The sequence below is a fragment of the uncultured Xylophilus sp. genome, assembly GCA_913776965.1.
GTDB lineage: Bacteria > Pseudomonadota > Gammaproteobacteria > Burkholderiales > Burkholderiaceae_C > Xylophilus.
Genome location: CAJYQL010000123.1, coordinates 80,852 through 103,503, shown reverse-complemented (window position 1 = coordinate 103,503; position 22,652 = coordinate 80,852). Strand labels below are relative to the sequence as shown.

The 22,652-nt window shown below is 73.0% G+C and carries 18 protein-coding genes and 1 riboswitch; of the genes, 8 read left to right on the top strand and 10 right to left on the bottom strand.

Annotated elements, in window-relative coordinates; translation table 11 throughout:
• The coding region (locus QZ500_RS17495; protein WP_295857015.1) for a substrate binding domain-containing protein at positions 1-764 on the top strand (764 nt) is incomplete at its 5' end.
• Between the two features lie 208 nt (positions 765-972).
• On the opposite strand, the gene QZ500_RS17490 is transcribed toward QZ500_RS17495, so the two are convergent.
• The gene (locus tag QZ500_RS17490) at positions 973-1,911 is read right to left on the bottom strand and encodes a tripartite tricarboxylate transporter substrate binding protein (RefSeq protein WP_295857021.1); all 939 of its coding nucleotides are present in this window, start codon (positions 1,909-1,911) and stop codon (positions 973-975) included.
• Positions 1,912-2,056: 145 nt separating this feature from the next.
• Positions 2,057-3,154, bottom strand: coding sequence for a tartrate dehydrogenase (locus tag QZ500_RS17485; RefSeq protein ID WP_295857013.1), 1,098 nt, complete (start codon positions 3,152-3,154; stop codon positions 2,057-2,059).
• Positions 3,155-3,293: 139 nt separating this feature from the next.
• Between QZ500_RS17485 and QZ500_RS17480 the strand changes: the two genes are divergently transcribed.
• The gene (locus tag QZ500_RS17480) at positions 3,294-4,214 is read left to right on the top strand and encodes a LysR substrate-binding domain-containing protein (RefSeq protein ID WP_295857011.1); all 921 of its coding nucleotides are present in this window, start codon (positions 3,294-3,296) and stop codon (positions 4,212-4,214) included.
• Between the two features lie 39 nt (positions 4,215-4,253).
• Positions 4,254-4,517, top strand: coding sequence for a DUF3297 family protein (locus QZ500_RS17475; protein ID WP_295857009.1), 264 nt, complete (start codon positions 4,254-4,256; stop codon positions 4,515-4,517).
• Positions 4,518-4,550: 33 nt separating this feature from the next.
• Here the strand turns inward: QZ500_RS17475 and QZ500_RS17470 are convergent, their stop codons facing one another.
• The 4 genes from QZ500_RS17470 to QZ500_RS17455 all read right to left on the bottom strand — a co-directional run bounded on the left by QZ500_RS17470 (position 4,551) and on the right by QZ500_RS17455 (position 9,685).
• Entirely contained in the window at positions 4,551-6,158 is a 1,608-nt protein-coding gene (locus QZ500_RS17470) for a methyl-accepting chemotaxis protein (protein ID WP_295857007.1), read from the bottom strand.
• A 148-nt stretch (positions 6,159-6,306) separates the two neighbouring features.
• Positions 6,307-7,182 (bottom strand): general secretion pathway protein GspB, encoded by an 876-nt coding sequence (locus tag QZ500_RS17465; protein ID WP_295857004.1) that lies wholly within the window; start codon positions 7,180-7,182, stop codon positions 6,307-6,309.
• 30 nt (positions 7,183-7,212) lie between these two features.
• Complete coding sequence (locus tag QZ500_RS17460; RefSeq protein WP_295857002.1) at positions 7,213-8,871, bottom strand: AAA family ATPase; 1,659 nt, start codon at positions 8,869-8,871, stop codon at positions 7,213-7,215.
• A 37-nt stretch (positions 8,872-8,908) separates the two neighbouring features.
• The gene (locus QZ500_RS17455; RefSeq protein ID WP_295857001.1) at positions 8,909-9,685 is read right to left on the bottom strand and encodes a hypothetical protein; all 777 of its coding nucleotides are present in this window, start codon (positions 9,683-9,685) and stop codon (positions 8,909-8,911) included.
• A gap of 87 nt (positions 9,686-9,772) precedes the next feature.
• On the opposite strand from QZ500_RS17455, the gene QZ500_RS17450 reads away from it, so the two are divergent.
• On the top strand, positions 9,773-14,041 hold the full coding sequence (locus QZ500_RS17450) for a CheR family methyltransferase (protein WP_295856999.1): 4,269 nt from the start codon (positions 9,773-9,775) through the stop codon (positions 14,039-14,041).
• 19 nt (positions 14,042-14,060) lie between these two features.
• On the opposite strand, the gene QZ500_RS17445 is transcribed toward QZ500_RS17450, so the two are convergent.
• On the bottom strand, positions 14,061-15,233 hold the full coding sequence (locus QZ500_RS17445; RefSeq protein ID WP_295856997.1) for an MFS transporter: 1,173 nt from the start codon (positions 15,231-15,233) through the stop codon (positions 14,061-14,063).
• Positions 15,233-15,820, bottom strand: coding sequence for a manganese efflux pump MntP (gene mntP / locus QZ500_RS17440; RefSeq protein ID WP_295856995.1), 588 nt, complete (start codon positions 15,818-15,820; stop codon positions 15,233-15,235). Before mntP ends, QZ500_RS17445 begins: the two co-directional genes overlap by 1 nt.
• Positions 15,821-15,881: 61 nt before the next feature.
• Positions 15,882-15,998, bottom strand: a riboswitch (yybP-ykoY riboswitch).
• Positions 15,999-16,230: 232 nt separating this feature from the next.
• On the opposite strand from mntP, the gene QZ500_RS17435 reads away from it, so the two are divergent.
• The gene (locus QZ500_RS17435) at positions 16,231-16,584 is read left to right on the top strand and encodes a hypothetical protein (protein WP_295856993.1); all 354 of its coding nucleotides are present in this window, start codon (positions 16,231-16,233) and stop codon (positions 16,582-16,584) included.
• A gap of 193 nt (positions 16,585-16,777) precedes the next feature.
• A complete protein-coding gene (locus QZ500_RS17430; protein ID WP_295856991.1) occupies positions 16,778-18,643 on the top strand; it encodes an AAA family ATPase in 1,866 nt (621 codons plus the stop codon).
• A 31-nt stretch (positions 18,644-18,674) separates the two neighbouring features.
• Here QZ500_RS17430 and QZ500_RS17425 read toward each other — a convergent pair whose 3' ends face one another.
• Positions 18,675-19,100 carry a pyridoxamine 5'-phosphate oxidase family protein gene (locus QZ500_RS17425; RefSeq protein WP_295856989.1) on the bottom strand — a complete coding sequence of 142 codons (426 nt, stop codon included), beginning with the start codon at positions 19,098-19,100 and terminating at the stop codon, positions 18,675-18,677.
• 20 nt (positions 19,101-19,120) lie between these two features.
• The gene (locus QZ500_RS17420) at positions 19,121-19,336 is read right to left on the bottom strand and encodes a DUF3606 domain-containing protein (RefSeq protein WP_295856988.1); all 216 of its coding nucleotides are present in this window, start codon (positions 19,334-19,336) and stop codon (positions 19,121-19,123) included.
• Between the two features lie 236 nt (positions 19,337-19,572).
• Here QZ500_RS17420 and QZ500_RS17415 point away from each other — a divergent pair, with 236 nt between their 5' ends.
• Both QZ500_RS17415 and QZ500_RS17410 read left to right on the top strand, forming a co-directional pair.
• The gene (locus QZ500_RS17415; protein ID WP_295856986.1) at positions 19,573-20,064 is read left to right on the top strand and encodes a type IV pilin protein; all 492 of its coding nucleotides are present in this window, start codon (positions 19,573-19,575) and stop codon (positions 20,062-20,064) included.
• Positions 20,065-20,074: 10 nt separating this feature from the next.
• Positions 20,075-22,645, top strand: coding sequence for an EAL domain-containing protein (locus QZ500_RS17410; protein ID WP_295856985.1), 2,571 nt, complete (start codon positions 20,075-20,077; stop codon positions 22,643-22,645).
• The last annotated feature ends 7 nt before the right edge of the window (positions 22,646-22,652 follow it).

The following is a 22,652-nucleotide window of genomic DNA, read 5'->3' as shown; positions in this document are numbered from 1 at the left end:
TGCAGCGCTCCACCCGCGCGGTCCGGCTGACCGAAGCGGGGCGGGCCTACCAGGCCGCGCTCGCCGGCATCACCGACCAGATCCGCGGCGCCGAGCGCGCCGCCACCGCCTTCCAGACCGAAGCGGTCGGCCGGCTGCGCATCGCGGCGCCGCCCGACCTGGGGCCACAGCACCTGGCGCCGGTGGTCGCCCGCTACCTCGCGGCGCATCCCGGGGTGTCGGTCGACCTGCGCCTGTCCACCGCGCCGGTCGATCTGGTGGGGGAGGGCTTCGACCTGGCGATCCGCGGTGCGCTGGCGGTGGAGCCGACCCTGGTCACGCGCGCGATCGGCCGCTCGCCGCTGGTCGTGTGCGCGTCGCCCGGCTACCTAGCGCGCCACGGTACGCCGGCTGCGCCGCCGGACCTGGCGGACCATGCCTGCCTGCATTTTTCCGAGCTGCGCTGGGGGCGGGTCTGGCACTTTCCGCACGGCGAGTCGACGCTGCGCGTGCCACTGCTGCCGCGCTTCGAATGCAACGACGGCCCGACGCTGCTGGCGGCCGCCGTGGCCGGTGCCGGCATCGCGCTGGAGCCGGCATTCGTGGTCGGGCCGGCCCTGCGCGCCGGAACGCTGGTGCCGATCCTGCAGGACTGGCCGCTGCCGGCGATCCCGCTGCACGCGGTGTATCCCGCCGGCCGGCAGATCGCCCGCAAGGTGCGGGGATTCGTCGATGCGCTGGCGGCGGCGTTCGCGGCGCATCCGGATCTGGGGACGGGACGCTGAAGGCGCAGCCGAACCGTCGGCGGCGCGAGGCACTGCGCTGGGACACAATGCTACAAAATATATAGCATTTGGTGCAGGTGGGACGGGCGCTGTGGCCTGTTCTGCTCGCCGAGCGGTCGCTACGCCGCAGTGTGCGGCACCCGGCACCCGGCAGGCGCCGGCGCGTGACGGCACGCGGGGCCGGCGAACGCCCCGCGCTCCGGCCGCATCAATCGACCGTCACCTTCCCGTCCCGCACCAGCGTGGCGAACTTGGCGGTTTCCTCGGCGATCTGCCGCGCCATCTCCTGCGGGGAATTGCCGACCGGGTCGGCGCCGATCGCGCGCATGCGCTGGCCGAAGTCGGGCGAGCGGATGATCTTCACCATCGCGGCGTTGAGCTTCTGCACCACCTCCGGCGGCGTGCCGGCCGGCGCCAGCACGCCGAACCAGGTGCCGATGTCGAAGCCCTTCAGGCCCGCCTCCTGCAGCGTCGGCACGTCCGGCAGCACCGCGGAGCGCTGCGCCGTCGTCACCGCCAGCGGCCGCAGCCTGCCGGCCTGGATGTGCTGCAGCACCGGCGTGACGGTGTCGAACGACAGCGCCACCTGGCCGCCGAGCAGGTCGGTGGTGAGCGGGCCGCTGCCCTTGTAGGGCACGTGCAGCAGCTTCGTGCCGGTGCTCGCCTGGAACTGCGTGCCGATCAGATGCTGCGCGGTGCCGTTGCCGTTGGAGCCGTAGGCCAGCTCGGTCGGCGACGCCTTGGCGAAGGCGACGAATTCGGCGACCGTCTTCGCCGGCGTGCGTTCGGCGTTCACCACCAGCACGTTGGGCACCAGCGCGACGGTGGTGATCGGCGCGAAGCTTTTCTGGAAGTCGTAGGGCAGCTTCCTGTAGACGCTGGTCGCGATCGTGTGGTGCACCGCGCCCATCAGCAGCGTGTAGCCGTCGGGCCTGGCCTTGGCCACGAAGTCGGCGCCGAGCGTGGCGCCGGCGCCGGGCTTGCTCTCCACGATCACCGGCTGGCCCAGCGCCTGTCCGAGCGGGTCGGCCAACGCCCGCGCCAGCACGTCGGTCGTGCCGCCGGCCGCGAAGGGCACGACCAGGCTGATCGGCCGCGAGGGCCAGCCGGCGGTCTGGGCGGCGGCCCAGGGCGCCACGCCAGCCAGGCCGCAGGCGGCGGCGCGCACGAAGAAGCGCCGCCCGGCGTGGCGGGGCGAAAGGGGGGGATGCCATGGTGATGTCTCCTGGAGGGGTGTCGGACGCCCGGGCGGCGGCGCCCCGGGCTGCGCGGCGCCCGCGGCGCCGGTCGGATCAGGCGGCGCGCGGCTGCCGCACCGGCGCCGCGGCCAGCTGGCGGCAGACGGCGGCCGTGACCTGCGCGGTGGTGGCGCTGCCGCCGAGGTCGCGGGTGTGCAGCGCCGGGTCGGCGGTGACCGCCTCCACCGCCTGCATCAGGCGCTGCGCGGCGGCGTGCTCGCCCAGGTGCTCCAGCAGCATCACCACCGACCAGAAGGTGCCGACCGGATTGGCCAGGCCCTGGCCCATGATGTCGAAGGCCGAGCCGTGGATCGGCTCGAACATACTCGGGTAGCGGCGTTCCGGATCGATGTTGCCGGTCGGCGCGATGCCCAGGCTGCCCGCGAGCGCCGCGGCCAGGTCGCTCAGGATATCGGCATGCAGGTTGGTGGCGACGATGGTGTCGAGCGTCGCCGGCCGGTTGACCATGCGGGCGGTGGCGGCGTCGACCAGTTCCTTGTCCCAGGTCACGTCCGGAAACTCTTTGGCGACCTGCACCGCGATCTCGTCCCACATCACCATCGCGTGGCGCTGCGCGTTGCTCTTGGTGACGACGGTCAGCAGCCTGCGGGGCCGCGACTGCGCCAGCTTGAAGGCGAAGCGCATGATCCGCTCCACGCCGGCGCGGGTCATCATGCTGACGTCGGTTGCCGCCTCGATCGGATGGCCTTGGTGCACCCGGCCGCCGACGCCGGCGTATTCGCCTTCCGAGTTCTCGCGCACGATCACCCAGTCCAGGTCCTGCGGGCCGCAGCGCTTCAACGGGCCGTCGATGCCCGGCAGGGTGCGCGTCGGCCGCACGTTGGCGTACTGGTCGAAGCCCTGGCAGATCTTCAGCCGCAGGCCCCAGAGCGTGACGTGGTCGGGGATGTGCGGGTCGCCGGCGGAGCCGAACAGGATCGCGTCCTTGTCGCGCAGCGCGTCCAGGCCGTCGGCCGGCATCATCTCGCCGTGGGCGCGGAACCAGTCGCCGCCCCAGCCGAAATCCTCGAATTCGAAGCGCAGCGCCGGGTCGGCCGCGGCGAGGGCCTCCAGCACTTCGCGCCCCGCGGGCACGACCTCCTTGCCGATCCCGTCTCCGGGAATGGTGGCGATGCGGTAGGGGCGGTTCATGCGGGTCTCCTGGCGGTGCGCGGTGCGAGAGGGAAGGGCGGTCGAGGCGCCACTGTAGGATCGGCCAGCCGCTCCTGCACAGCGCGGAAATCAAGCCGTCGTTAACCTGCAGTCAACAATCGAAAGGCCTGTCGCCGTCGTGAGTACCGCCCTCCAGCCGGCCGATCTGGCCTTCTTCAGCACGCTCGCCGGCGCGGGCAGCCTGAGCGCCGCAGCGCGCGAACTGGGCGTCACCACACCCGCGGTCAGCAAGCGGCTCGCGGCGATGGAGGCGCGGCTCGGCACCCTGCTCGTCAACCGCAGCACCCGCCGCATGGGCCTCACGCCCGAAGGCGAGCTGGCGCTGGAATACGCGCGCCGCATCCTGGGCGAGATCGACGACCTGGCGCAGCTGCTCGGCAGCGCGCAGGCCGAGCCGCGTGGCCTGCTGCGGGTCAACGCGACGCTGGGTTTCGGCCGCAGCCACGTCGCGCCGGTGATCTCGAAATTCGCTCGCCGCCATCCGCAGGTGGAGGTGCAGCTGCAGCTGTCGGTCAACCCGCCGGCGCTGACCGAGGACGCGTTCGACGTCTGCATCCGCTTCGGCGCGCCGCCCGAGTCGCGGGTGGTGGCGCGCCGCGTGGCGGCCAACCGGCGGCTGCTCTGCGCGGCGCCGGCCTACCTGGCGCGCGCCGGCACGCCCCGGGTGCCGCACGACCTGGTGCGCCATGCCTGCATCGGCATCCGCCAGGGCGACGAGGCCTACGGCGTCTGGCGCTTGAGCCAGGGCCGCGGCGCGGCGCAGAAGACCGAGGCGGTCAAGACCCGCGGCACCCTCGCGACCAACGACGGCGCGATCGCGGTGCTGTGGGCGCTGGAGGGCCACGGCATCCTGATGCGCGCGGAGTGGGACATCGCCCGCCACCTGGCGAGCGGTCGGCTGATGCCGGTGCTGCCGCAGTGGCGCACGCCCGATGCCGACATCTACGCGGTCTATCCCCAGCGCCATCAGCGATCGGCGCGGGTCAGGGCCTTCGTCGACTTCCTGACAGCGGCGCTGGCACGCGATGCCCCGGGCTGACACGGCAGAATCGTGGTCTTTGCCCGCAGCATTCCGCGCATGACCGACGCCTCCACCCCCACCGCCCCCGACCGTCCGCCCCTGCCCGACCATCTCTCGGCCGATCCGCGCAGCCCGCACCACGATGCGGCCGTGTTCCAGCACGACATCGGCATCCGCTTCAACGGCCAGGAGCGGGGCGACGTGGAGGAATACTGCATCGGCGAAGGCTGGATCAAGGTCCCCGCCGGCAAGACGGTCGACCGCAAGGGCCGGCCGCTGCTGCTCAAGCTCAAGGGCCGGGTCGAGGCGTTCTACCGCTGAGGCGCCGCGGCCGTGCCTGCAGGGCCGGGCCGCTCAGCCGGCAGCGAGCCGCGGCGCGTGGCCGCCCCGAAGGGCAGCCGCCGACGCCGCACCTGCGTCGCCGATCCGGAACACCGCCACCGCCTGCACCAGCCGGGCGGCCTGCGTCTCCAGCGACGCGGCGGCGGCGGCGGCTTCTTCCACCAGCGCGGCGTTCTGCTGCGTCACCCGATCCATCTGCGCGACCGCGTGGTTCACCTGCTCCAGCCCGTGCGTCTGTTCCTGGCTGGCGGCGGTGATCTCGCCGACGAGATCGGTCATGCGCCGCACGCCCGCGACCACGTCGCGCATCACGGCGCCGGCATCCTCCACCAGGCCGTTGCCGGCATCCACCCGCTGCACCGAATCGTCGATCAGGCCCTTGATCTCCTTGGCTGCGGCGGCGCTGCGCTGCGCAAGCGTGCGCACTTCCGACGCCACGACCGCGAAGCCGCGGCCCTGCTCGCCGGCGCGTGCGGCTTCGACCGCTGCGTTGAGCGCCAGGATGTTGGTCTGGAACGCGATGCCGTCGATCACCGAGATGATGTCCACGATGCGGCGCGAGGCGGTGTGGATGCCGCCCATCGTCTCGACCACGTTGCCCACCACCTCGCCGCCGCGCACCGCAAGGTCGGAGGTGGACTGCGCCAGCTGGTGGGCGCGTCGGGCGTTCTCGGCGTTCTGGCGTACGGTGGCGGTCATCTGCTCCATCGTCGCGGCAGTCTGCTGCAGGGCGCTGGCCTGCTCCTCGGTGCGCGACGACAGGTCCAGGTTGCCGCTGGCGATCTCGCTGGAGGCGCCGGCGATCGCGTCGGCGCCCTGGCGGACCTGGCCGACGGTGCCGCGCAGCCGGTCGCCCATGGTGTCGATCGCCTGCAGCAGTTCGCCGGTCTCGTCGCGCGCGGTGCTGTCCAGGCGCAGCGTCAGGTCGCCGGCGGCCACGGTGCGGGCGGCGCTCACCGCGCGGTCGAGCGGCGTGGTGATGCCGCGGGTGATGAACCAGGCGAGCGCGGCGGCCGCCAGCACCGCCAGCGCGCCCAGCACCAGCATCTGGGTGCGGCCACGCACGAAGTCCTCGCGGATGCTCTCGGCGGTGGCGTTGATGCTGGCGCGCTGCTGGTCGAGCAGCGCCTGCAGGCTGCCCAGGTAGCGCACGCCGGCGGGCTGGAAGTCGGCGGTGAAGATGCGCTCGGCCTCGTCGGCCTGGCCGTCGGCCTTGGCCTTCGACAGCGCGTCGCGGGCGGCCACGTACTGCTTGCGGTTCTGCAGCAGGCCGTCGAACAGCGTCTTTTCCTCCGCCGTCTCCAGCAGCGCCTGCAGCTGCTCCTGCTGGGCGGTGGAGGCCTTGGTGGCCTCGGCGGCCTCCTGGGCGAAGAAGGCGGCGAGCGACGGGTCGGCACTCTTGGCGATCGCGGTGGTGCGGCGCACGCTGGTGTGGATGGTCCGGTACCAGTCTGACACCAGCCGCTCCTTGGTGAGCGGCCGCGCCATCATCGCTTCGGTCTCGGTCGCGACGGACTGCAGCCGGAAGATGCCCACGGCCAGGATCGCCACCGTGAGCAGGATGAGGGCGGCGAAGGCGAGCGACAGGCGCGCGCCGATGCGGAGGTGGGACAGGGCCATGGCGGTATCCGGACAACGAAAAAAGGGGGCGTTGATAGCACACATTAACCGCCGGCCCTCGGCGGCGCGTGGGTGTCAACCCCCGACTGCGGGAAAGTCAGGAGTCCGCGCGACGCCCTCCGACGTGCGGAGGCGACAGCCGGGCGGCTCAGTAGCCGACGCGGAAGCGCTGCCCCTGGAACACCAGCACCACCGAGCGCGGCTCGATGCGCTCCAGCGTCACGCCGGGCGCAGCTCCGTCGCCTTCGTGCAGCACCTGGCCGTTCACGATCACCATCCGGTAGGCCGGGTTCGCCGAATAGGTGGCACCGCTGACGGCCAGGGCGGGCAGACGCTGGCGCAGGTCGGCCGGCAGTGCGCTGGCGGCGGGGATCGGCGGAAGCGGGGCCGCGGTGGCGGGCGACGATGCAGCTGGAGCCGGAACAGGGGCCGAAGCCGACGCAGGAAGCGAAGACGTGGCAGCCGCGGGCGACACTGCTGTGGGCGTCGGCGCCGGCGTCGGGGTACCGGACGCGCGAGCCACCGGGGCCGCTGCCGGCGGCCGCGGGGTGGGCGCCGCGACGGCCGGCGGGTTCGCCGCGCGCGGCACGGCATTCGGCGCCGGCGTGACCGAGGCAGTCACCGGCGGCGGCAACGAGGGGGCCGCTACGGCGGGCGCCGGCGCCGGCGCCGGAGCCGGAGCCGGCAGGGGCGACGGAGCGGTCGCGGCGCCAGCCCCTGCCGTCGTCGCCGGCAGTACCGGTGCGGCCGCCCCCGTCGCGGGCGATCCGCCGGCCGGCGCGACCGACGACGATGCCGCCACCACGGCCGCGGCCGGCGGCCGGTCGAGCAGCAGCCAGGCCGCACCGCCGAGCACCGCGGCACCGGTCGCGGCAGCGGCCACGGGCGGCAGCGCGCGCCGCCAGAGCGACGGGCCGGGCAGGGCGGCGTCGGGGGAGGGATGCGCCGGCGTGTGCAGGCCGGGTATCGCACCGCGGGCCCGTTCGGCTTCGGCGCGGCGCAGGGCATCGAGGATGTAGGACATGGCAGGAGCGGGAGACGTCGGCGTGCAGTCTCAGCGGGCGGGGGAGGGCGTCGCCACCGGCGGTTGCGCGAGGCGGGGTTCGTCCACGCCGGTCGCGCGGTTGAGCTGCATGAAGGTGATCGGTCCGGCGCGGCCGTCGGGCGTCAGTCCCTGGGCCAGCTGGAAGCGGTAGATGCGGTTGCGCAGCGACGGCGGCGGGCCGGCGGCGGGCGGTTCGGTGCGCGCCAGCTGGGCCGCCAGCCAGTCGTCGGCGCTACCGGCCATCGGATCGGCCGGCGCACCCTCGCGCCACAGCGTGGCGAACTCGCCGCGCCAGTGGGCCGCCAGCAGGGCCGGCGGCACCCGCACGGTCCGGTCGCCCGCCTGCAGTACCACCGCATCGCCGTCCAGGCCGGTCAGCAGCGCATAGGCCGGCCGCTGCGCTTCGTCGTAGAGCGTCAGGACGCCCGGCCGGTCGAGCTGGCGCAGCAGCCCCAAGCCGATACGGCTGCCCCGGAAGCACGCCAGCTGCCGGCGCGCCAGCACGCGGCAGGGATCGCCGTCGGCAGCGGCCGGCGCGGCAACCCCCCAGGCCGGCGCCAGAGCGCGCCAGGCTGCGTCCTCTTGCCGCGGCCATTCGGCGAAGACGCCGGCGAGGTCGGACGCCGCAGGCGCGGTCGCCGTCGGCAGGGCGCGTTCCGACTCCGGCGCTGTGCGTTCTGGTTTCGGCGCGACCGGCGAGGCGGCCAGCGGCGCGGCCGGGCCGGGCGTGCCGGTCCGTCCCGGTGCCCAGACGAACGCGCCTGCGGCAAGCGCCGCCCCCGCCAGCAGTCCGCCGCCCGCCAGCACCCAGCCGCGCCGCGGACCGCGGGCCGCCGGCGCCTCGCCAAGGGTGCCGAACACCTCGCGCGCCGCCTGGTCCACCATGCGGCGGTCCACCGTCTGCCGGCCGCGCGCATAGGCGCCGAGCAGCGCCCGCCCGCACAGCAGGTTGATGCGCCGCGGCACGCCGCGCGTCGCGCGGTGGATGCGCCGCAGCGCCCCGCGGTCGAAGGGCAGGGCGCCGGCATGGCCGGCGACCGCCAGCCGGTGGGCGACGTACTGCGCCGTCTCGGCCTCGCTCAGCGCATCGAGGTGGTAGCGGGCGATCACCCGCTGCGCCAGCTGCTCCAGCTCCGGGCGGGCGAGCTGGCCGCGCAGTTCGGGCTGGCCGATCAGCACGATCTGCAGCAGCTTGCGCTCGCTGGTTTCCAGGTTGGTCAGCAGGCGCAGCTGCTCCAGCACGTCGGCCGACAGGTTCTGCGCCTCGTCGATCACCAGCACCGCGCTCTCGCCGGCCGCATGGGTGCGCAGCAGGAAGGCGTTGAGCGGCTCGATGCAGTCGCGTGCCGTCTCGGGGCCGGGGCCCGCCGCGGCATGCGGCACGCCGAACTCGTCGCAGACGATCTGCAGCAGCTCGTGCACCGTCAGCCGCGGATTGAAGATGTAGGCGACGTGGCAGCCCGCCGGCACCTGCTCCAGGAAACAGCGGCAGACGGTGGTCTTGCCGGTGCCGATCTCGCCGGTCAGCAGCACGAAGCCGCCACCGCCGCCCAGGCCGTAGAGCAGGTGTGCCAGCGCCTCCCGGTGGCGCTCGCTCATGAACAGGTAGCGCGGGTCCGGCGCGATGGAGAACGGCTCGTGCGTCAGGCCGAAGGAGTGCGCGTACATAGGGCCGCGAGCATAGCCAGTCGCACCGGGTGCGGCGTCAGGCCAGCAGCATCCGGCACAGCCGCCGCAGCAGCCACAGGAAGAACAGCGGCAGCAGCAGCGTCTGCAGCAGGAAAAAGGCGATCAGCCGGACCATCTGCTCCACCGCCCGGCCCACGCGTGCGGCGAGGTCGCCCAGGCGCTGCTGCACCTCCTGCGGTGCGCGCTTCAGCCGGTCGAGCCAGCCCTCGTCGGCCGGCGGGCGCTGGCCCGCATTGGCGAGGGTCGCCTGCGCCACGGCGTAGTCGGGTGCCATCACCAGCCGGAACAGGGCCTCGTTGCCGGCCGCCAGTGCCGGCACGGCGAAGCGTGCCAGCAGCAGCGCGGCCAGCACCGGTGCCAGCCGGCGCGCCGCCCGGCGCCGCGGGGCATCGGACCGCCAGCGCAGCGCGACCCAGGCGACCAGCGCGGCGGTGAGCAGCGCCGAGACGAGCCAGTGCGCGCCGATGTTCGCCAGCAGCAGCTGCACCCCGAAGGCTGCGCTGGCCGCGAGCATCAGCGTCGCGAACTGTTCGACCAGGTCGCTCGCCGGCTTGAGCGCCTGCCCGGGCGCCAGCACCACGCCGACGCCCAGCGGCTGCGCCGTCACCTCGGTGCCCTGGGCCACCGCCAGTGCGGCGCCGATCGCGCGGGCCGCGGCGAAGCTCGCGAGCGAGCGCTGCAGGCCGTCCTGCACGAAGCGGCGGGCGGCATCGTCGGGCCGGACCCACCAGCAGGCGGCGGTCACAGCGGCCAGGAGGAGGAGCAGAAAGGTCTTGCGCAACGGCTCGTGCATCGCCGCAGCATAGCCCTGGGACGGGGGCCGGGCGGTCCGCCGGGGCTTGCGACAATGCCGGTCGCCACCAGGAAGGACCGCGTGCCCATGGAAGAACTGAATCCCGACCACGCCGAGGAAGCGGCCGCCCACGACGCCGACGACGCCACACCGGTGCGCGGCAACCAGCTGCTGCCGCTGGTGGGCCTGGGTGGCTCGGCCGGCGCACTGCCGGCACTGCGCACCTTCCTCGGCTCGCTGCCGCTGCGGCCCGGCGTGGCCTTTGTGGTGGTGGTGCACCTGCCGCCCGACGAGGAAAGCCGGCTGCAGGAGCTGCTGCAGCCGTGCACGCCGCTGCGGGTGGTCGCGGTGGCGCAGACGGCCCGCATCGAACCCGACACCGTCTACCTCGTGCCGCCGCGCAAGACGCTGCGGTCGCTCGACGGCTACATCGCGCTGGCCGACCAGCCGGCCGAGCGCTACCGCCAGGTCGCGGTGGACCTGTTCTTCCGCACGCTCGCCGATACCCATGGCCCGCATGCGACGGCGGTGGTGCTGTCCGGCAGCGACGGCGACGGCGCGATCGGCCTGAAGCGGATCAAGGAACGCGGCGGGCTGACGGTGGTGCAGGACCCGGGGGAGGCCGAATACGACGGCATGCCGCGCGCCGCCATCGACACCGGCATGGTCGACTGGGTGCTGCCGGTCGGGCAGATCGCCGCGCGGGTGCTGGCCTACTGCCGGCTGGAGCACGCGGTCCGGTTGCCGCCGGAGGAGCCCGCCGGCGAGGCGGTGCCGGCCGCACGGGAGGAGGGCGGCAGCCAGGAAGCCGCGCTGCGCGACGTGCTGGCCTTCCTGCGCGGACGGACCGGCCGCAACTTCTCGTACTACAAGCGTGCGACCATCCTGCGCCGCATCGGCCGGCGCATGCAGGTCAACGGCGTCGCCGAGCTGCGCGACTACCTCGACGTGCTGCGCACCCGGCCGGGCGAGGCGGGCGCGCTGCTGCAGGACCTGCTGATCAGCGTGACCAACTTCTTCCGCGACGCCGACAGCTTCGACGCGCTGCAGGCCCGCCTGCCGCGGCTGTTCGCCGGCAAGGGCCCGTCGGACACGCTGCGGGTCTGGACGGTGGCCTGCGCCACCGGCGAGGAGGCCTACAGCATCGCCATGCTGCTGACCGAGCATGCCCGCACGCTGGAGGCGCCGCCGATGATCCAGGTGTTCGCCACCGACCTCGACGAGGATGCGATCCGCGTGGCGCGCGAAGGCCTGTATCCGCCGACGATCCAGGCCGACGTGAACGAAGACCGGCTGCGGCGCTTCTTCGTCAAGGAGCTGGGCGGGCTGCGGGTGCGCCGCGAGCTGCGCGAGATGGTGCTGTTCGCGGTGCACGACGTGCTGAAGGACTCGCCCTTCTCGCGGCTGGACCTGGTCACCTGCCGCAACCTAATGATCTACCTCACCCGGCCGGCCCAGGCGCGCCTGGTGGAGACCTTCCATTTCGCGATGCAGCCCGAGGCGCTGCTGATGCTCGGCGCGTCGGAGTCGATCGACGAGGCCAGCCCGCAGTTCGCGGTGCTCGACAAGAAGCACCGCTTCTACGCCCAGCGGCCGCTGTCGCGCAGCCGGCTGCCGCTGCCGGAAACGCCGGGCGCCGCGCTGGCCCTGTCGCTCGACGGCCGCGCCGGGCAGCGGCCGGGCGGCGTCTTCGCGGCCGTGCCGCCTTTCGGCCGTGCCGGCGAGCTGCTGGAAGGCCGCGCGCAGTCCTGGGGCGACATGCACCTCCAGCTGGTCGAGCAGCTCGCGCCGCCGTCGCTGCTGGTCGATGCCGAATACGAGCTGCTGCACCTGTCGCCCTCGGCCGGCCGCTTCCTGCAGTTCGCCGGCGGCGAGCCGACGCGCAACCTGCTGCGGGCGATCCATCCCAGCCTGCGCATCGAACTGCGTGCCGCCCTCTACCAGGCCGCGCAGTCGGGCGAGACGGTGGACGTGATGCCGCTGGCGGTCGACCTCGGCGACGGCCCGGCCACCGTCGGCATGCGGGTGGTGCCGGCCCAGGCGCTCGCGCCGGGCCTGCTGCTGGTGTTCCTGCTGCTGCAGACCGATGCGGCACCGCACTGCATTCCCGACGGCCCCGCGACCCGCGAAAGCGATGCCGCCGCCCACCACCTCGACCGCGAGCTGGAGCGGCTCAAGTCCCATTTGCGCGACACCGTCGAGCAGTACGAAGCCTCCACCGAGGAGCTGAAGGCCAGCAACGAAGAGCTGCAGGCGATGAACGAGGAGCTGCGCTCGGCCACCGAGGAGCTGGAGACCAGCCGCGAGGAGCTGCAGTCGATCAACGAGGAGCTGACCACCGTCAACCAGGAGCTCAAGAGCAAGGTCGACCAGCTGGGCAATGCCAACAGCGACATGCACAACCTGATGGACGCGACCGCCATCGCGACCGTGTTCCTCGACCGTGCGCTGTGCATCACCCGCTACACGCCGGCGGCGGTGGTGCTGTTCCACCTGATCCCGACCGACGTCGGCCGGCCGCTGTCGGACCTCAAGACCCGGCTGCACTATCCCGAACTCGACGAGGACGCGCACCGGGTGCTGGACGAACTGGTGCCGCTGGAGCGCGAGGTCGGCCAGGCCGGCGGCCAGTGGTTCATGGTGCGGGCACGGCCCTACCGCACGCTGGAGGACCGGATCGCCGGCGTGGTGATCAGCTTCGTGGACATCACCGAACGCAAGCGTGCCGAGGACGCGCTGCGCGCCAGCGAGGAGCGGCTGCGCCTGGTGATCGAGAACGCCACCGAATACGCGATCTTCTCGACCGACCTGCAGCGGGCGATCACCAGCTGGAACGCCGGCGCCCAGCGGCTGCTCGGCTACACCGAGGACGAGATCGTCGGCCAGCCCTGCGACCTGCTGTTCACCGACGCCGACCGCGCCGCCGACGTGCCCGCACGCGAGGCGCGCACCGCGCTGGAGGGCCGCCGCGCCCTGCTGGAGCACCGGCAGGTGCGCAAGGACGGCAGCCAGTTCTGGGCGAGCGGCGCCACCATGGCGATGCACGACCGGGCCGGCGACGCGGTCGGCTTCGTGAAGATCCTGCGCGATCAGAGCGAGGAACGCGCGGCCCGCCATGCGCTGGAGGACAGCCAGGCCGAGCTGGTGCGGGCGCTGCAGGAAAAGGAAGCCGCGCGCGCCGCGCTGGAGGCGGCGGACGCGACCAAAGAACGTTTCCTCGCGGTACTGTCGCACGAGCTGCGCAATCCGCTGGCGGCGATCCACGGCGTGGGCGAGATGCTGGACCGCGGCGCGCCGTCCGCTGACGACCCGGTGGCCCAGGCCGGCCAGGTGGTGCGCCGCCAGGCCTCGACGATGAAGGTGCTGCTCGACGACCTGCTCGACATGTCCCGGCTGAGGCTGGGCAAGCTGGTGCTGCGGACCGCCCGGGTCGCGGTCGGTGCGGTGGTGGAGGCGGCGGTCGAGGCGGTGCGGCCGCAGATCAACGCCGCCGGCCACCGGCTGGCGCTGGACGTGCCGATCGCCGCCACGGTGCTGCGCGCCGACCCGGTGCGGCTGAGCCAGGTGCTGTCGAACCTGCTCGGCAACGCCGCCAAGTACACGCCGCCCGGCGGGCGGGTCGGGCTGTCGGCGCGGTGCGAGGGCGATGCGGTGGTGTTCGAGGTGAGCGACGACGGCATCGGCATGGCGCCGGAGTCGGTCGAGTCGATGTTCGAGATGTTCCGGCAGGCGCCCGGTGCGCACGGCGAGGAGCTGCACGGCATGGGCATCGGCCTGGCGCTGGTCCGCAGCCTGGTCGAGCTGCACGGCGGCCGGGTGACCGGCAGCAGTGCGGGACCGGGCCGGGGCAGCCGCTTCACCGTGACGCTGCCGCTGCCGGTCCCTGCCGCCCCGGTCCCGGCCCCGGCGATGCCTGCGGCCCCCGTCGGCACGGGGGCCGATGCGCCGGCCGACGGCCGCCCGCCGCGGCTCGTGGTGCTGATCGCCGACGACAACGCCGACGCCGCCTGGGCGCTGGCGCACCTGTTCGCCCGCGACGGCCACACGGTGCACCGCGCGACCGACGGTCCGCAGGCACTGGAGGCGGCGCGGACGCACCGGCCGGACGTGCTGCTGCTCGACATCGGCATGCCAGGCCTGGACGGCTGGGAGGTGGTGCGCCGCATCCGCGCCGAACCCTGGGGCGCCGGCATGCTGATCCTGGCCGCCACCGGCTGGGGCCAGGACGACGATCGCCGCCGTTCGGCCGAGGCCGGCGCCGATGCGCACCTCGTCAAGCCGGTCGACCATCCGCAGATCCGCGCGCTGATCGCCGACTGGGTGCGGCGGCGGGGCGCCGCCGGCACCGCGCGCTGACGAAGCCCGCGCGCCGGCGTCAGCGCGGTGGCATCAGCCGCACTGCCAGCGCCGCTGCCGCGGCGCCGGCCGCCAGCAGGCAGACGCCCGGCCAGCCGGCGTGCGCCAGCAACTGGCTGCCGAGGGCCGCGCCGGCCGCCATGCCGGCGAACATGCCGGTCACCAGCACCGCGTTGAGCCGGCTGCGGGCGCCGGGGTCGAGCCCGTAGACGATGCTCTGGTGGGCGATCAGCGTGGCCTGCACGCCCAGGTCGAAGACCACCGCACCCACCGCCAGCAGCCACAGCCGGTCCGGGCCCGCCGCCATCGCGAGGAAGGCGGCCGCGACCAGCGCGGTGCCGACGCGGGTGACCGGCTCCGGCCCGCGCCGGTCGGCCAGCCGGCCGGCGAGCGGCGCCGCCAGCGCACCGGCCGCGCCGGCCGCGCCGAAGGCTCCGGCGGCGGCGCTGCCCAGGTGGAAGGGCGCGGCCTGCAGCATCACCGCCAGCGTGGACCAGAAGGCGCTGAACGCCAGCCCGAGCAGCCCCTGCGCGATGGCGGCGCGGCGCAGGCCGGCATGGCGCCGCCACAGCGGCAGCAGCGAGGCCAGCAGCGCGCCGTAGGGCAGCTGCGTGGTCGGCGCGAAGCGCGGCAAGCCATGCCACAGCGCCGCACCCAGCAGCGCCATGCCGGCGGCGGCCGCGACGAACATCGCGCGCCAGCCGGCGTGTTCGGCCACCAGTCCGCTCACCACCCGCGACAGTAGGATGCCGAGCAGCAGGCCGGTCATCACCGTGCCCACCGTGCGGCCGCGGCGCGCTTCCGGCGCCAGCACCGCGGCGGCCGGCACCAGGTCCTGCGCCATGGTCGCCGCCACGCCGATCGCCAGGCTCGCCGCCAGCAGGACGCCGAGGTTCGGCGCCGCGGCGGCGGCCAGCAGGGCGGCGCCGAGCAGCCCGCACTTGCCGAGGATGATGGTGCGCCGGTCGTACCGGTCGCCGAGCGGCGCCAGCAGCAGGATGCCAGCCGCGTAGCCGAGCTGGGTGAGGGTCGGCACCCAGCCGATCGCCCCGGCCGACGCCCGCAGGTCGGCCGCCACCACGGCGAGCATCGGCTGCGCGTAGTAGAGCGCCGCCACCGACAGGCCGGCACCTGCTGCCAGCAACAGCAGCAGCGGGGCCGTCAGCGGCGGTGGCGGCGTGGGGCCGGGCATCAGCCGGCCACCTGCGTCAGGTGCTCGTACAGGATGGTGCAGCCGATCCCGATCAGCACGAGGCCGCCCGCGATCTCGGCCCGCCGGCCGGCCATGCGGCCGACGACGCGGCCGACCAGGACGCCGGCGGTCACCATCAGCGTCGTGGCCAGCCCGATGGCCAGCGCGGTCGAGAGGATGTCGGCATCCACGAAGGCCAGGCCCACGCCCACCGCCATCGCGTCGATGCTGGTGCCGAGCCCGGTCAGGGCCAACACCCAGAAGCCGTGGCGGCGCGGCCGCTCGGACGGCGGGGCCTCCGCGTCGGCGTCGGCGCCGGTCCAGCCGGCATGCACCATGCGCAGGCCGAGCACGCCGAGCAGCGCGAAGGCGATCCAGTGGTCCCAGGCCTTGACGTAGCTGGCTGCGACCAGGCCGGCGGCCCAGCCGATGACGGGGGTCACCGCCTCGATGGCGCCGAAGATCAGGCCGGTGCGCACCGCCTCGCGCAGCGGCGGACGGTGCAGGGCAGCGCCCTTGCCGACGGCCGCGGCGAAGGCGTCCGTCGACATGGCGAAGGCGAGCAGCAGGGTGGAAGCGAAATTCATGGGGGAGACGGGATCCAGGCCAGTGCAAGACGCCACGGCGCACGGACGCGCGGCCGGGCCGCGTCCTGCACCGCTGGTCTCGCCAACCCTGACGGCTGCCCGCGCCACGGCACGCGACGGTGCCGAGTCTGTTGACGCGGGCGCTTCCGGGAACCGGAAGCAGGCTACTCCCCAAAGGAGCGGGGATTCTAAGGAATTGCGGGATGCGGCGTCGTACGGGTGCGCAGGGCCGGCCTACGTCCGGTCGTCCGGATAGCCTACGCCGGCACCGGTCAATCCGGCACGCCGGTCGGCCACCCGCTGCCTACGATCGGCCGTCGGTCACAGAAATGACGAAAACACCCACTCATGAGAGCTGGCCGGCAGCGCGGGCGGTTACGCGCGGAAACATCCATCCGGGAGGAAAATCCATGGCGGGTATCGCAAGGGCGGGCATCGGCGCCGGCCTGGTCCTGGCAGCGTTGCTGTCGGCAGGCTGTGCATCGCAGCGTATTTCCAGTGCACTGGAGCGCTACGGCGTGCCGCCGGACAAGGCCGACTGCGTCGGCGACTCGCTGGCGGAACGGCTCACGTTCGCGCAGCTGCAGTCCCTCAGCAAGGCGGCACGCGCCTACCGCGTGATCGGCAACGACGGCGTCACCATGACCCTGTTCGACTTGGCCCGCGTGGGCGCCGAACTGCGCGATCCGGTGATTCCGCTGGAAGTGGTGCGCGCCGGCGTGCGCTGCACCGTGCTGCCGCCCGGCTCGGCCTACGGCCGCTGATCCGGGCGCAACGGCGCCACTACCCTCCCGCACCGCCCCCGCCTTGCGGGCTTCGAAAATCCGGCAGACGTGCCGGGGGTTCGGCGACGACCACGCTGCTTGTCGGGAATTGCCGAAAAAACAGGCAGTTACGTAGGCGATTTCCTACAATTCCGGCTCCGGCCCCAGGGCCTTTCCGGTTGTTGTCGCCTCCATGAAGCAGTTCGTCTTGCGTGTCGTGAAAAGTCGCCTCGGTGTGGTCCTGCTGGCGGGCCTGCTGCTCCTGGCAGGGGCTGGCGTGGCCTTCTGGCCCGGCCAGGACGGCACACGCGGCCGCCTGCCCGACAGCGCCGCCGGCCATGCGATGAGCGCCACGCCCGAAGAATGGGGGCGCCACCAGCGCGACGGCTCGGCCCTGCTCGAGGACCTGCGTGCCGGACGGGTCGCGGCGGCCGGCATCACCGGCGACGCGGTGATGGTGAGCACCACCGGGGGCGACCGGTATTTCGTGGTCGACAGCCGGGGCGCATTCGCGCAGCTAGTGGTGCAGCGGGCCCAGGACCCGGCGGCCGCCCGCTTCGAACTGGCGATGCTCCCGCAGGTGACGCTCGACAGCGCGGCCGACCGCGACCTGGCGCGCTGGCTCGACGTGCTGCGGACCGTGTTCGGCGTGGCGCTGCCGGTCGCGCTGATCGGCCTGGTGGTCTGGATGATGCGCCGCGACGTCACCTCGATCGGCAAGCTGGTCGAGAAGCCCCAGGGCGTGTCCTTCGCCTCGGTGATCGGCGCGGGCGAGGCCAAGGCGGCGCTGTCCGACGTGGTGCAGTTCCTGAACGAACCGGCGCGTTTCGCCGCGCTCGGCGCCCGTGCGCCGCGGGGCGTGCTGATGCTGGGCGGTCCGGGCGTCGGCAAGACGCTGCTCGCCAAGGCGCTGGCCGGCGAGGCCGGCGTGAACTTCATCGCCACCAACGGCAGCGAGTTCACCTCGAAGTTCTACGGCGTGGGCGTGGCCAAGGTGAAGGAACTGTTCGCCACCGCCCGCCGCAACGCGCCCTGCATCCTGTTCATCGACGAGATCGACGGTCTGTCCAAGCGCAGCCCCGGTGCCAACGCGGCCGAGAGCGAAGGCAACCGCATCATCAACCAGGTGCTGGTCGAGATGGACGGCTTCGCCGCCAACGAAGGCGTGATCGTCATCGGCGCGACCAACCTGGCCGACAACCTCGACGAGGCGCTGCTGCGCGAGGGCCGGTTCGACCGCCGGGTGGACGTCAAGCTGCCCGACGTGCGCGACCGCGCCGACATCCTGCGCCTGTACGCCGCGAAACTGCCGGTGGCCGAGGACGTGGACTACGACCAGCTTGCCCGCATGACCACCGGCCTCGCGCCGGCGGCGCTGGCCTACATCGCCAACCATGCCGCGCTGGTCGCAGCCCGCAAGGACGCCTCCACCGTCGCGATGGAGCACCTGATGGAAGCCGTGGAGACCAACCGGATCGGCGAGAAGAACGGTGCGCAGCGGGCGCTGGCGCCGGCGGAGCTGCACCGCATCGCGGTGCACGAGGCCGGCCATGCGGTGGTCGCGGCGGCGCTGCACGCCGGCAAGGTCGAGAAGGTGACGATCCTGCCGCGCGGCGGTGCGCTCGGCGTCACGCTGGTCACGCAGGAAGAGGACCGGGTGCTCTATCCCAAGAGCTTCATCGAGGCGCGCATCCAGATGCTGCTGGCCGGCCGTGGCGCGGAACTGCTGGTGCTCGACGAGGCCTCCAGCGGTGCTGCGCAGGACCTGCAGGAGGCTTCGCGCCTGGCGCTCGACATGGTGGGCCGCTTCGGCCTGTCGGCCGAGGGCGGCCTGTTCAGCCTGGCCGCGGTGCCGGCGCAGCATGCGGGTTCGCTGATCGGCGATGCGGTGCAGCAGGCCAATGCGCTGCTGGTGGACCTGCAGGCCCGCTGCGACCAGGTGCTGTCGACGCACCTGCACGCGCTGAAGACGCTGACGGCCGAACTGCTGGCGCAGGAAGAGGTGGACGGTTCGCGGGTCGAGGAACTGGTGTTCCCGGCCCTGCGCCGCGCCGCCTGATCGGCCGCCGCGGCGCGGCCGGCCTGCGGCCTCAGAGCTTCACTTCGCCTTCGTCTTCGCCGTCCCAGTAGTGCACCCGCACCGCGCGGACCCGCAGCATCGCGAGATTGGGGGTGTCGATGCCGTCCTTGAACCAGTAATCGAGGTCCGGCGTCCAGTGCTCGGCGAAGGCGGCCTTGTCCCGGATCACCTCGGCGCGGCCTTCCACCGCGACCTGGAAGTGCTTGTCGCCCTGGAAGGCGAGCGCCACCTGCGGATCGCGCCCAATGTCCGCCACGGTGCGCGAATCGGCCCAGGTGAAGTAGTAGGAATCGCCGTCGTAGTCCACCTGTCGGTTGTTGCTCATCGGCCGGCCGGCGATCGCGCCGCCGTCGGTGTGGGTCGAGAGCATGCAGATGTCGATGTCGCGCATGCGGGCGGCGATGTCCGCCAGTGTCCGGGTGTCGTCGTGTGCCATGGTGCTGCCTTTCCGACCGGTCAGCCGGCGGCGCCGAGTTCGTCGACCCGTTCCGCATTGGTGGTGCTGCGGGTGCCCTTCAGGTGCATCTCCACGTCGGCGGCCTTCTCGCCGACCGCGGCGACCGCGTCCTGGAGCTGCTGTTCGCTGACGTTGAGCTTCTTCGCCCATTCGGCCAATGCGGCGCTGTCGCGGATGTCGATGCGGTCGGGCTGGATGCCGGGGGTGTCGGTCATGGCTGTCTCCTGGTCGGGGTAAACACTGCACGCTACCGAGGCGGCATGGGCGGACCTGTAGGCCGAAGGCGCGACTGCACCGCAGCCGACCCGTATCCGTGTGCAACAGGGCTATGCTCCCGCCGCATGTGCGCCTCCCCCTGCCGTGTCCTGCTCTGCGTGCCGCGCCACGCCGGTCTTCCGGCGGGTGCGGGCGTCGTGGTGTGCCGTCGGTTCGGACCGCTGTCCGGCCTGCGATGAGCAGGCCGCGCTGGGCGGCGGCCCGGCATCAACTGCTCGCACCGCGGCGTGCGCTCTGGGGCTTCACGCTGCTCGAGATCATGCTGGCGCTGGCCGCGCTCGGCGTGCTGCTGTCGATCGCCCTGCCGAGCTACCGGGCCTATGTGCTGAAAGCCGAGCGCTACCAGACCATCGTCGACATGACCCTGATCAGCAGCATGGTCAAGGCCTACGAACAGGACAACGGCACCCTGCCCGACAGCCTGGCCGACATCGGCTGGACCAAGCCCGACAAATGGGGCAACCCCTACTACTACCTGAAGATGGAAGGTGCCTCGGTCGGGCAGAAGCGCAAGGACCGGTCGCTCCATCCGCTCAACAGCGACTACGACCTCTACAGCGCGGGCCCCGACGGCAAGACCACCACGCCGCTCACCGCCAAGATCAGCCAGGACGACATCATCCGGGCGAACGACGGCGCCTTCATCGGCGTGGCCGAAGACTACTGATCCGGTGGCCATGCAAGGCAGTACGCGGGCCTTCGTGCGGAGCCGCCTGGGCAAGAAGATCTTCCTGATATTCCTGGCGATCGTCGCCGTGCCGCTGGTCTGCACCTCGCTGCTGTCGCGGGAACTCAGCGAATACGTGCTGAAGCGCTCCACCGAGCAGCTGCTGCGCGATGCCTCGAAGAGTGCCGGCCTGAACCTGATGGACCGGCTGCGCCACGCCGAGGCGCTGCTGCGCATCCGGTCTGCGGAGGCCACAGGCGCCGGTGCCGCGGCCGAGGAGGCGCGGGCCCGCAGCGCGGCGGTGTTCGCGGAGGTGATGGTGGAACGCCTGCCGCCGGCCGCTGCCGAACCCGCGGTCGACGAGCCCGCGCGGGTGCAGGTCGACACCGGCGCCGACGGCCAGCCGCGGGTGCGGATCACCTTCCAGGACGGGCCGCGCCGCATCGTGGCGCGGGGGGTGCTGTCGGACAGCTATCTCTGGGAAAACCTCGACGGCCCGCTGTACACCCTGTGCTTGCGGGGACCGGGTTTCGCGCGGCCGCTGTGCATCGGATCGGACCCGCCGACCGCCGCCACCGTCGAGATCGAACGGCCGTTCCATATGCGGCCCTACCTGAACGGCGAAGCCTGGACGCTGCAGGCCGTCGCGGCGCCCGACCTCGCCGACTATCTGCCGATCGCGATGGGCGAGCTGTTCGGCTACGTGGCCGCCGCCGCGCTGCTGGCGGCCCTGACCATCAGCGCCTTCTTCATCCGGCGCGCCACCACGCCGCTCGACACCCTGATCGGCGCCACCCGCGCGCTGCGGGCCGGCGACTACGGCCACGTGATCCCGCTGTCCGGCATGCACGACGAGTTCCGCGACCTGGCCGTGTCCTTCAACCAGATGGCGGCCACCATCGGCGAGGACGTCGCCTACATGGAGATCCTCTCGGCGATCGACGAGGCGATCGTCGCGCGCCGCCCGATCCCCGACCTGATCCGCCCCGGCCTCGCGCATATGGCGCAGTTTCCGGCGGCCGAGGGGGTGCGGCTGACGGTGGTGGACCAGCATGCCGGCGAGACGACCGTCCTGCGCATCGCCCAGGGTGCAGTCGAGACGGTCGTCCATCCGCAGGCGGCGGTGCCGCTGTCCGGCGACGGCAGCGAACGCATCGCCCGCACCGCGTCGCAGTCGGCCTACGCCTTCCTGCCGGCCGCCGCCGGCGTGGTGGCCGCCGAGTTCCAGGCGCTGAAATCCCGCGTCGCCGTCGCGCTGAATGCCGAGGAGCACGAACGCACCCTGGTGGCGCGCGCGGCGCGCGACAGCCTCACCGGCCTGCTCAACCGGCTGGGCCTGGTCGAGCGGCTGGACCGGCTGGCGCAGCGCCATGCGGAAGAGGGCAGCGCCTTCGCAGTCGTGTACCTCGACCTCGACGGCTTCAAGGAAGTCAACGACGCCTACGGCCACGACACCGGCGACCGGCTGCTGGTGCTGGTGGCGCGCCGGATCGCCGCCTCGCTCGGCGGCCTGCCGCCGGCCCTGGCGCGGCTCGGCGGCGACGAATTCGTGTTCGCCCTGGCCGCCGATGCCGACGGCGACTACCGCAAGACGATCCTGGCGGTGCTCCACGACCTGCAGACGGTGTTCGCGCTGGACGAGCTGCGCATCCAGGTCGGTGCGAGCCTGGGCGTGGCGGTGTTCCCGCAGGACGGTGCCGACCATTCGGAACTGCTCCGAAGCGCCGACCTCGCGATGTACGCCGCCAAGGCACGCGGGCGCAACCAGGCCGTGTACTACGACGCCACGCTCGACAGCGCCTCGGCCGAGCGGATCGAGCTGCGGCGCGAGCTGGCCGACGCGCTGTCCGGGGGCCAGCTGCACCTGGTCTACCAGCCGCGGGTGTCCTGCGCCGACCGGCGCACGCGCTCGGCCGAGGCGCTGCTGCGCTGGAACCATCCGGTGCGCGGCCCGGTGTCGCCGGCCCGCTTCATCCCGCTCGCCGAGGAGTCCGGGCTGATCGTCGAGATCGGCTACTGGGTGCTGGAGACCGCGATCGTCCAGCAGCAGGCCTGGGCCGCCGGCGGCGGCCTTGGGGTGGCGCAGGTGTCGGTCAACCTGTCGCCGGTGCAGCTGATGCACGACCAGTTCCTCGACCGGATCGAGCAGATCGTCACCGCGCACTGCATCCTGCCCGGCACGATCGAGCTGGAGGTCACCGAAGGCGCGCTGATCAAGGACATCGACGAGGCGGTGCGGCGCCTGGAGCGGCTGCGGGCGTTCGGCTTCTCGATCGCGCTCGACGACTTCGGCGTCGGCTATTCGGCGATGAGCTACCTGAGCCTGCTGCCGTTCGACACGCTGAAGATCGACAAGAGCTTCGTCAACGACGTGGGCGTCCACGCCTCGGCGTCCGCCATCGCCGCGGCCATCGTGGCGCTCGGCACCGCGCTGCAGAAGGAGGTGGTGGCCGAGGGCGTCGAGACCGAGGACCAGGCCGCGCGGCTCACCGCGCTCGGCGTGCACGAGCTGCAGGGCTTCCTGTTCAGCCGCCCGCTGGCGCCGGACGACCTGGAAGCCTTTCTCCTGGCCCGCGCCTGAGGGCCGG

Bases quoted from the DNA above. Each gene is read 5' to 3' on its own strand.
- QZ500_RS17455 (WP_295857001.1), bottom strand. From the start codon at position 9,685: ATGCACGAGCCGTTGCGCAAGACCTTTCTGCTCCTCCTCCTGGCCGCT.
- QZ500_RS17445 (WP_295856997.1), bottom strand. From the start codon at position 15,233: ATGCCCGGCCCCACGCCGCCACCGCCGCTGACGGCCCCGCTGCTGCTG.
- QZ500_RS17485 (WP_295857013.1), bottom strand. From the start codon at position 3,154: ATGAACCGCCCCTACCGCATCGCCACCATTCCCGGAGACGGGATCGGC.
- QZ500_RS17430 (WP_295856991.1), top strand. From the start codon at position 16,778: ATGAAGCAGTTCGTCTTGCGTGTCGTGAAAAGTCGCCTCGGTGTGGTC.
- QZ500_RS17415 (WP_295856986.1), top strand. From the start codon at position 19,573: ATGAGCAGGCCGCGCTGGGCGGCGGCCCGGCATCAACTGCTCGCACCG.
- QZ500_RS17460 (WP_295857002.1), bottom strand. From the start codon at position 8,871: ATGTACGCGCACTCCTTCGGCCTGACGCACGAGCCGTTCTCCATCGCG.
- QZ500_RS17475 (WP_295857009.1), top strand. From the start codon at position 4,254: ATGACCGACGCCTCCACCCCCACCGCCCCCGACCGTCCGCCCCTGCCC.
- QZ500_RS17470 (WP_295857007.1), bottom strand. From the start codon at position 6,158: ATGGCCCTGTCCCACCTCCGCATCGGCGCGCGCCTGTCGCTCGCCTTC.
- QZ500_RS17450 (WP_295856999.1), top strand. From the start codon at position 9,773: ATGGAAGAACTGAATCCCGACCACGCCGAGGAAGCGGCCGCCCACGAC.
- QZ500_RS17435 (WP_295856993.1), top strand. From the start codon at position 16,231: ATGGCGGGTATCGCAAGGGCGGGCATCGGCGCCGGCCTGGTCCTGGCA.
- QZ500_RS17420 (WP_295856988.1), bottom strand. From the start codon at position 19,336: ATGACCGACACCCCCGGCATCCAGCCCGACCGCATCGACATCCGCGAC.
- mntP (WP_295856995.1), bottom strand. From the start codon at position 15,820: ATGAATTTCGCTTCCACCCTGCTGCTCGCCTTCGCCATGTCGACGGAC.
- QZ500_RS17425 (WP_295856989.1), bottom strand. From the start codon at position 19,100: ATGGCACACGACGACACCCGGACACTGGCGGACATCGCCGCCCGCATG.
- QZ500_RS17410 (WP_295856985.1), top strand. From the start codon at position 20,075: ATGCAAGGCAGTACGCGGGCCTTCGTGCGGAGCCGCCTGGGCAAGAAG.
- QZ500_RS17465 (WP_295857004.1), bottom strand. From the start codon at position 7,182: ATGTCCTACATCCTCGATGCCCTGCGCCGCGCCGAAGCCGAACGGGCC.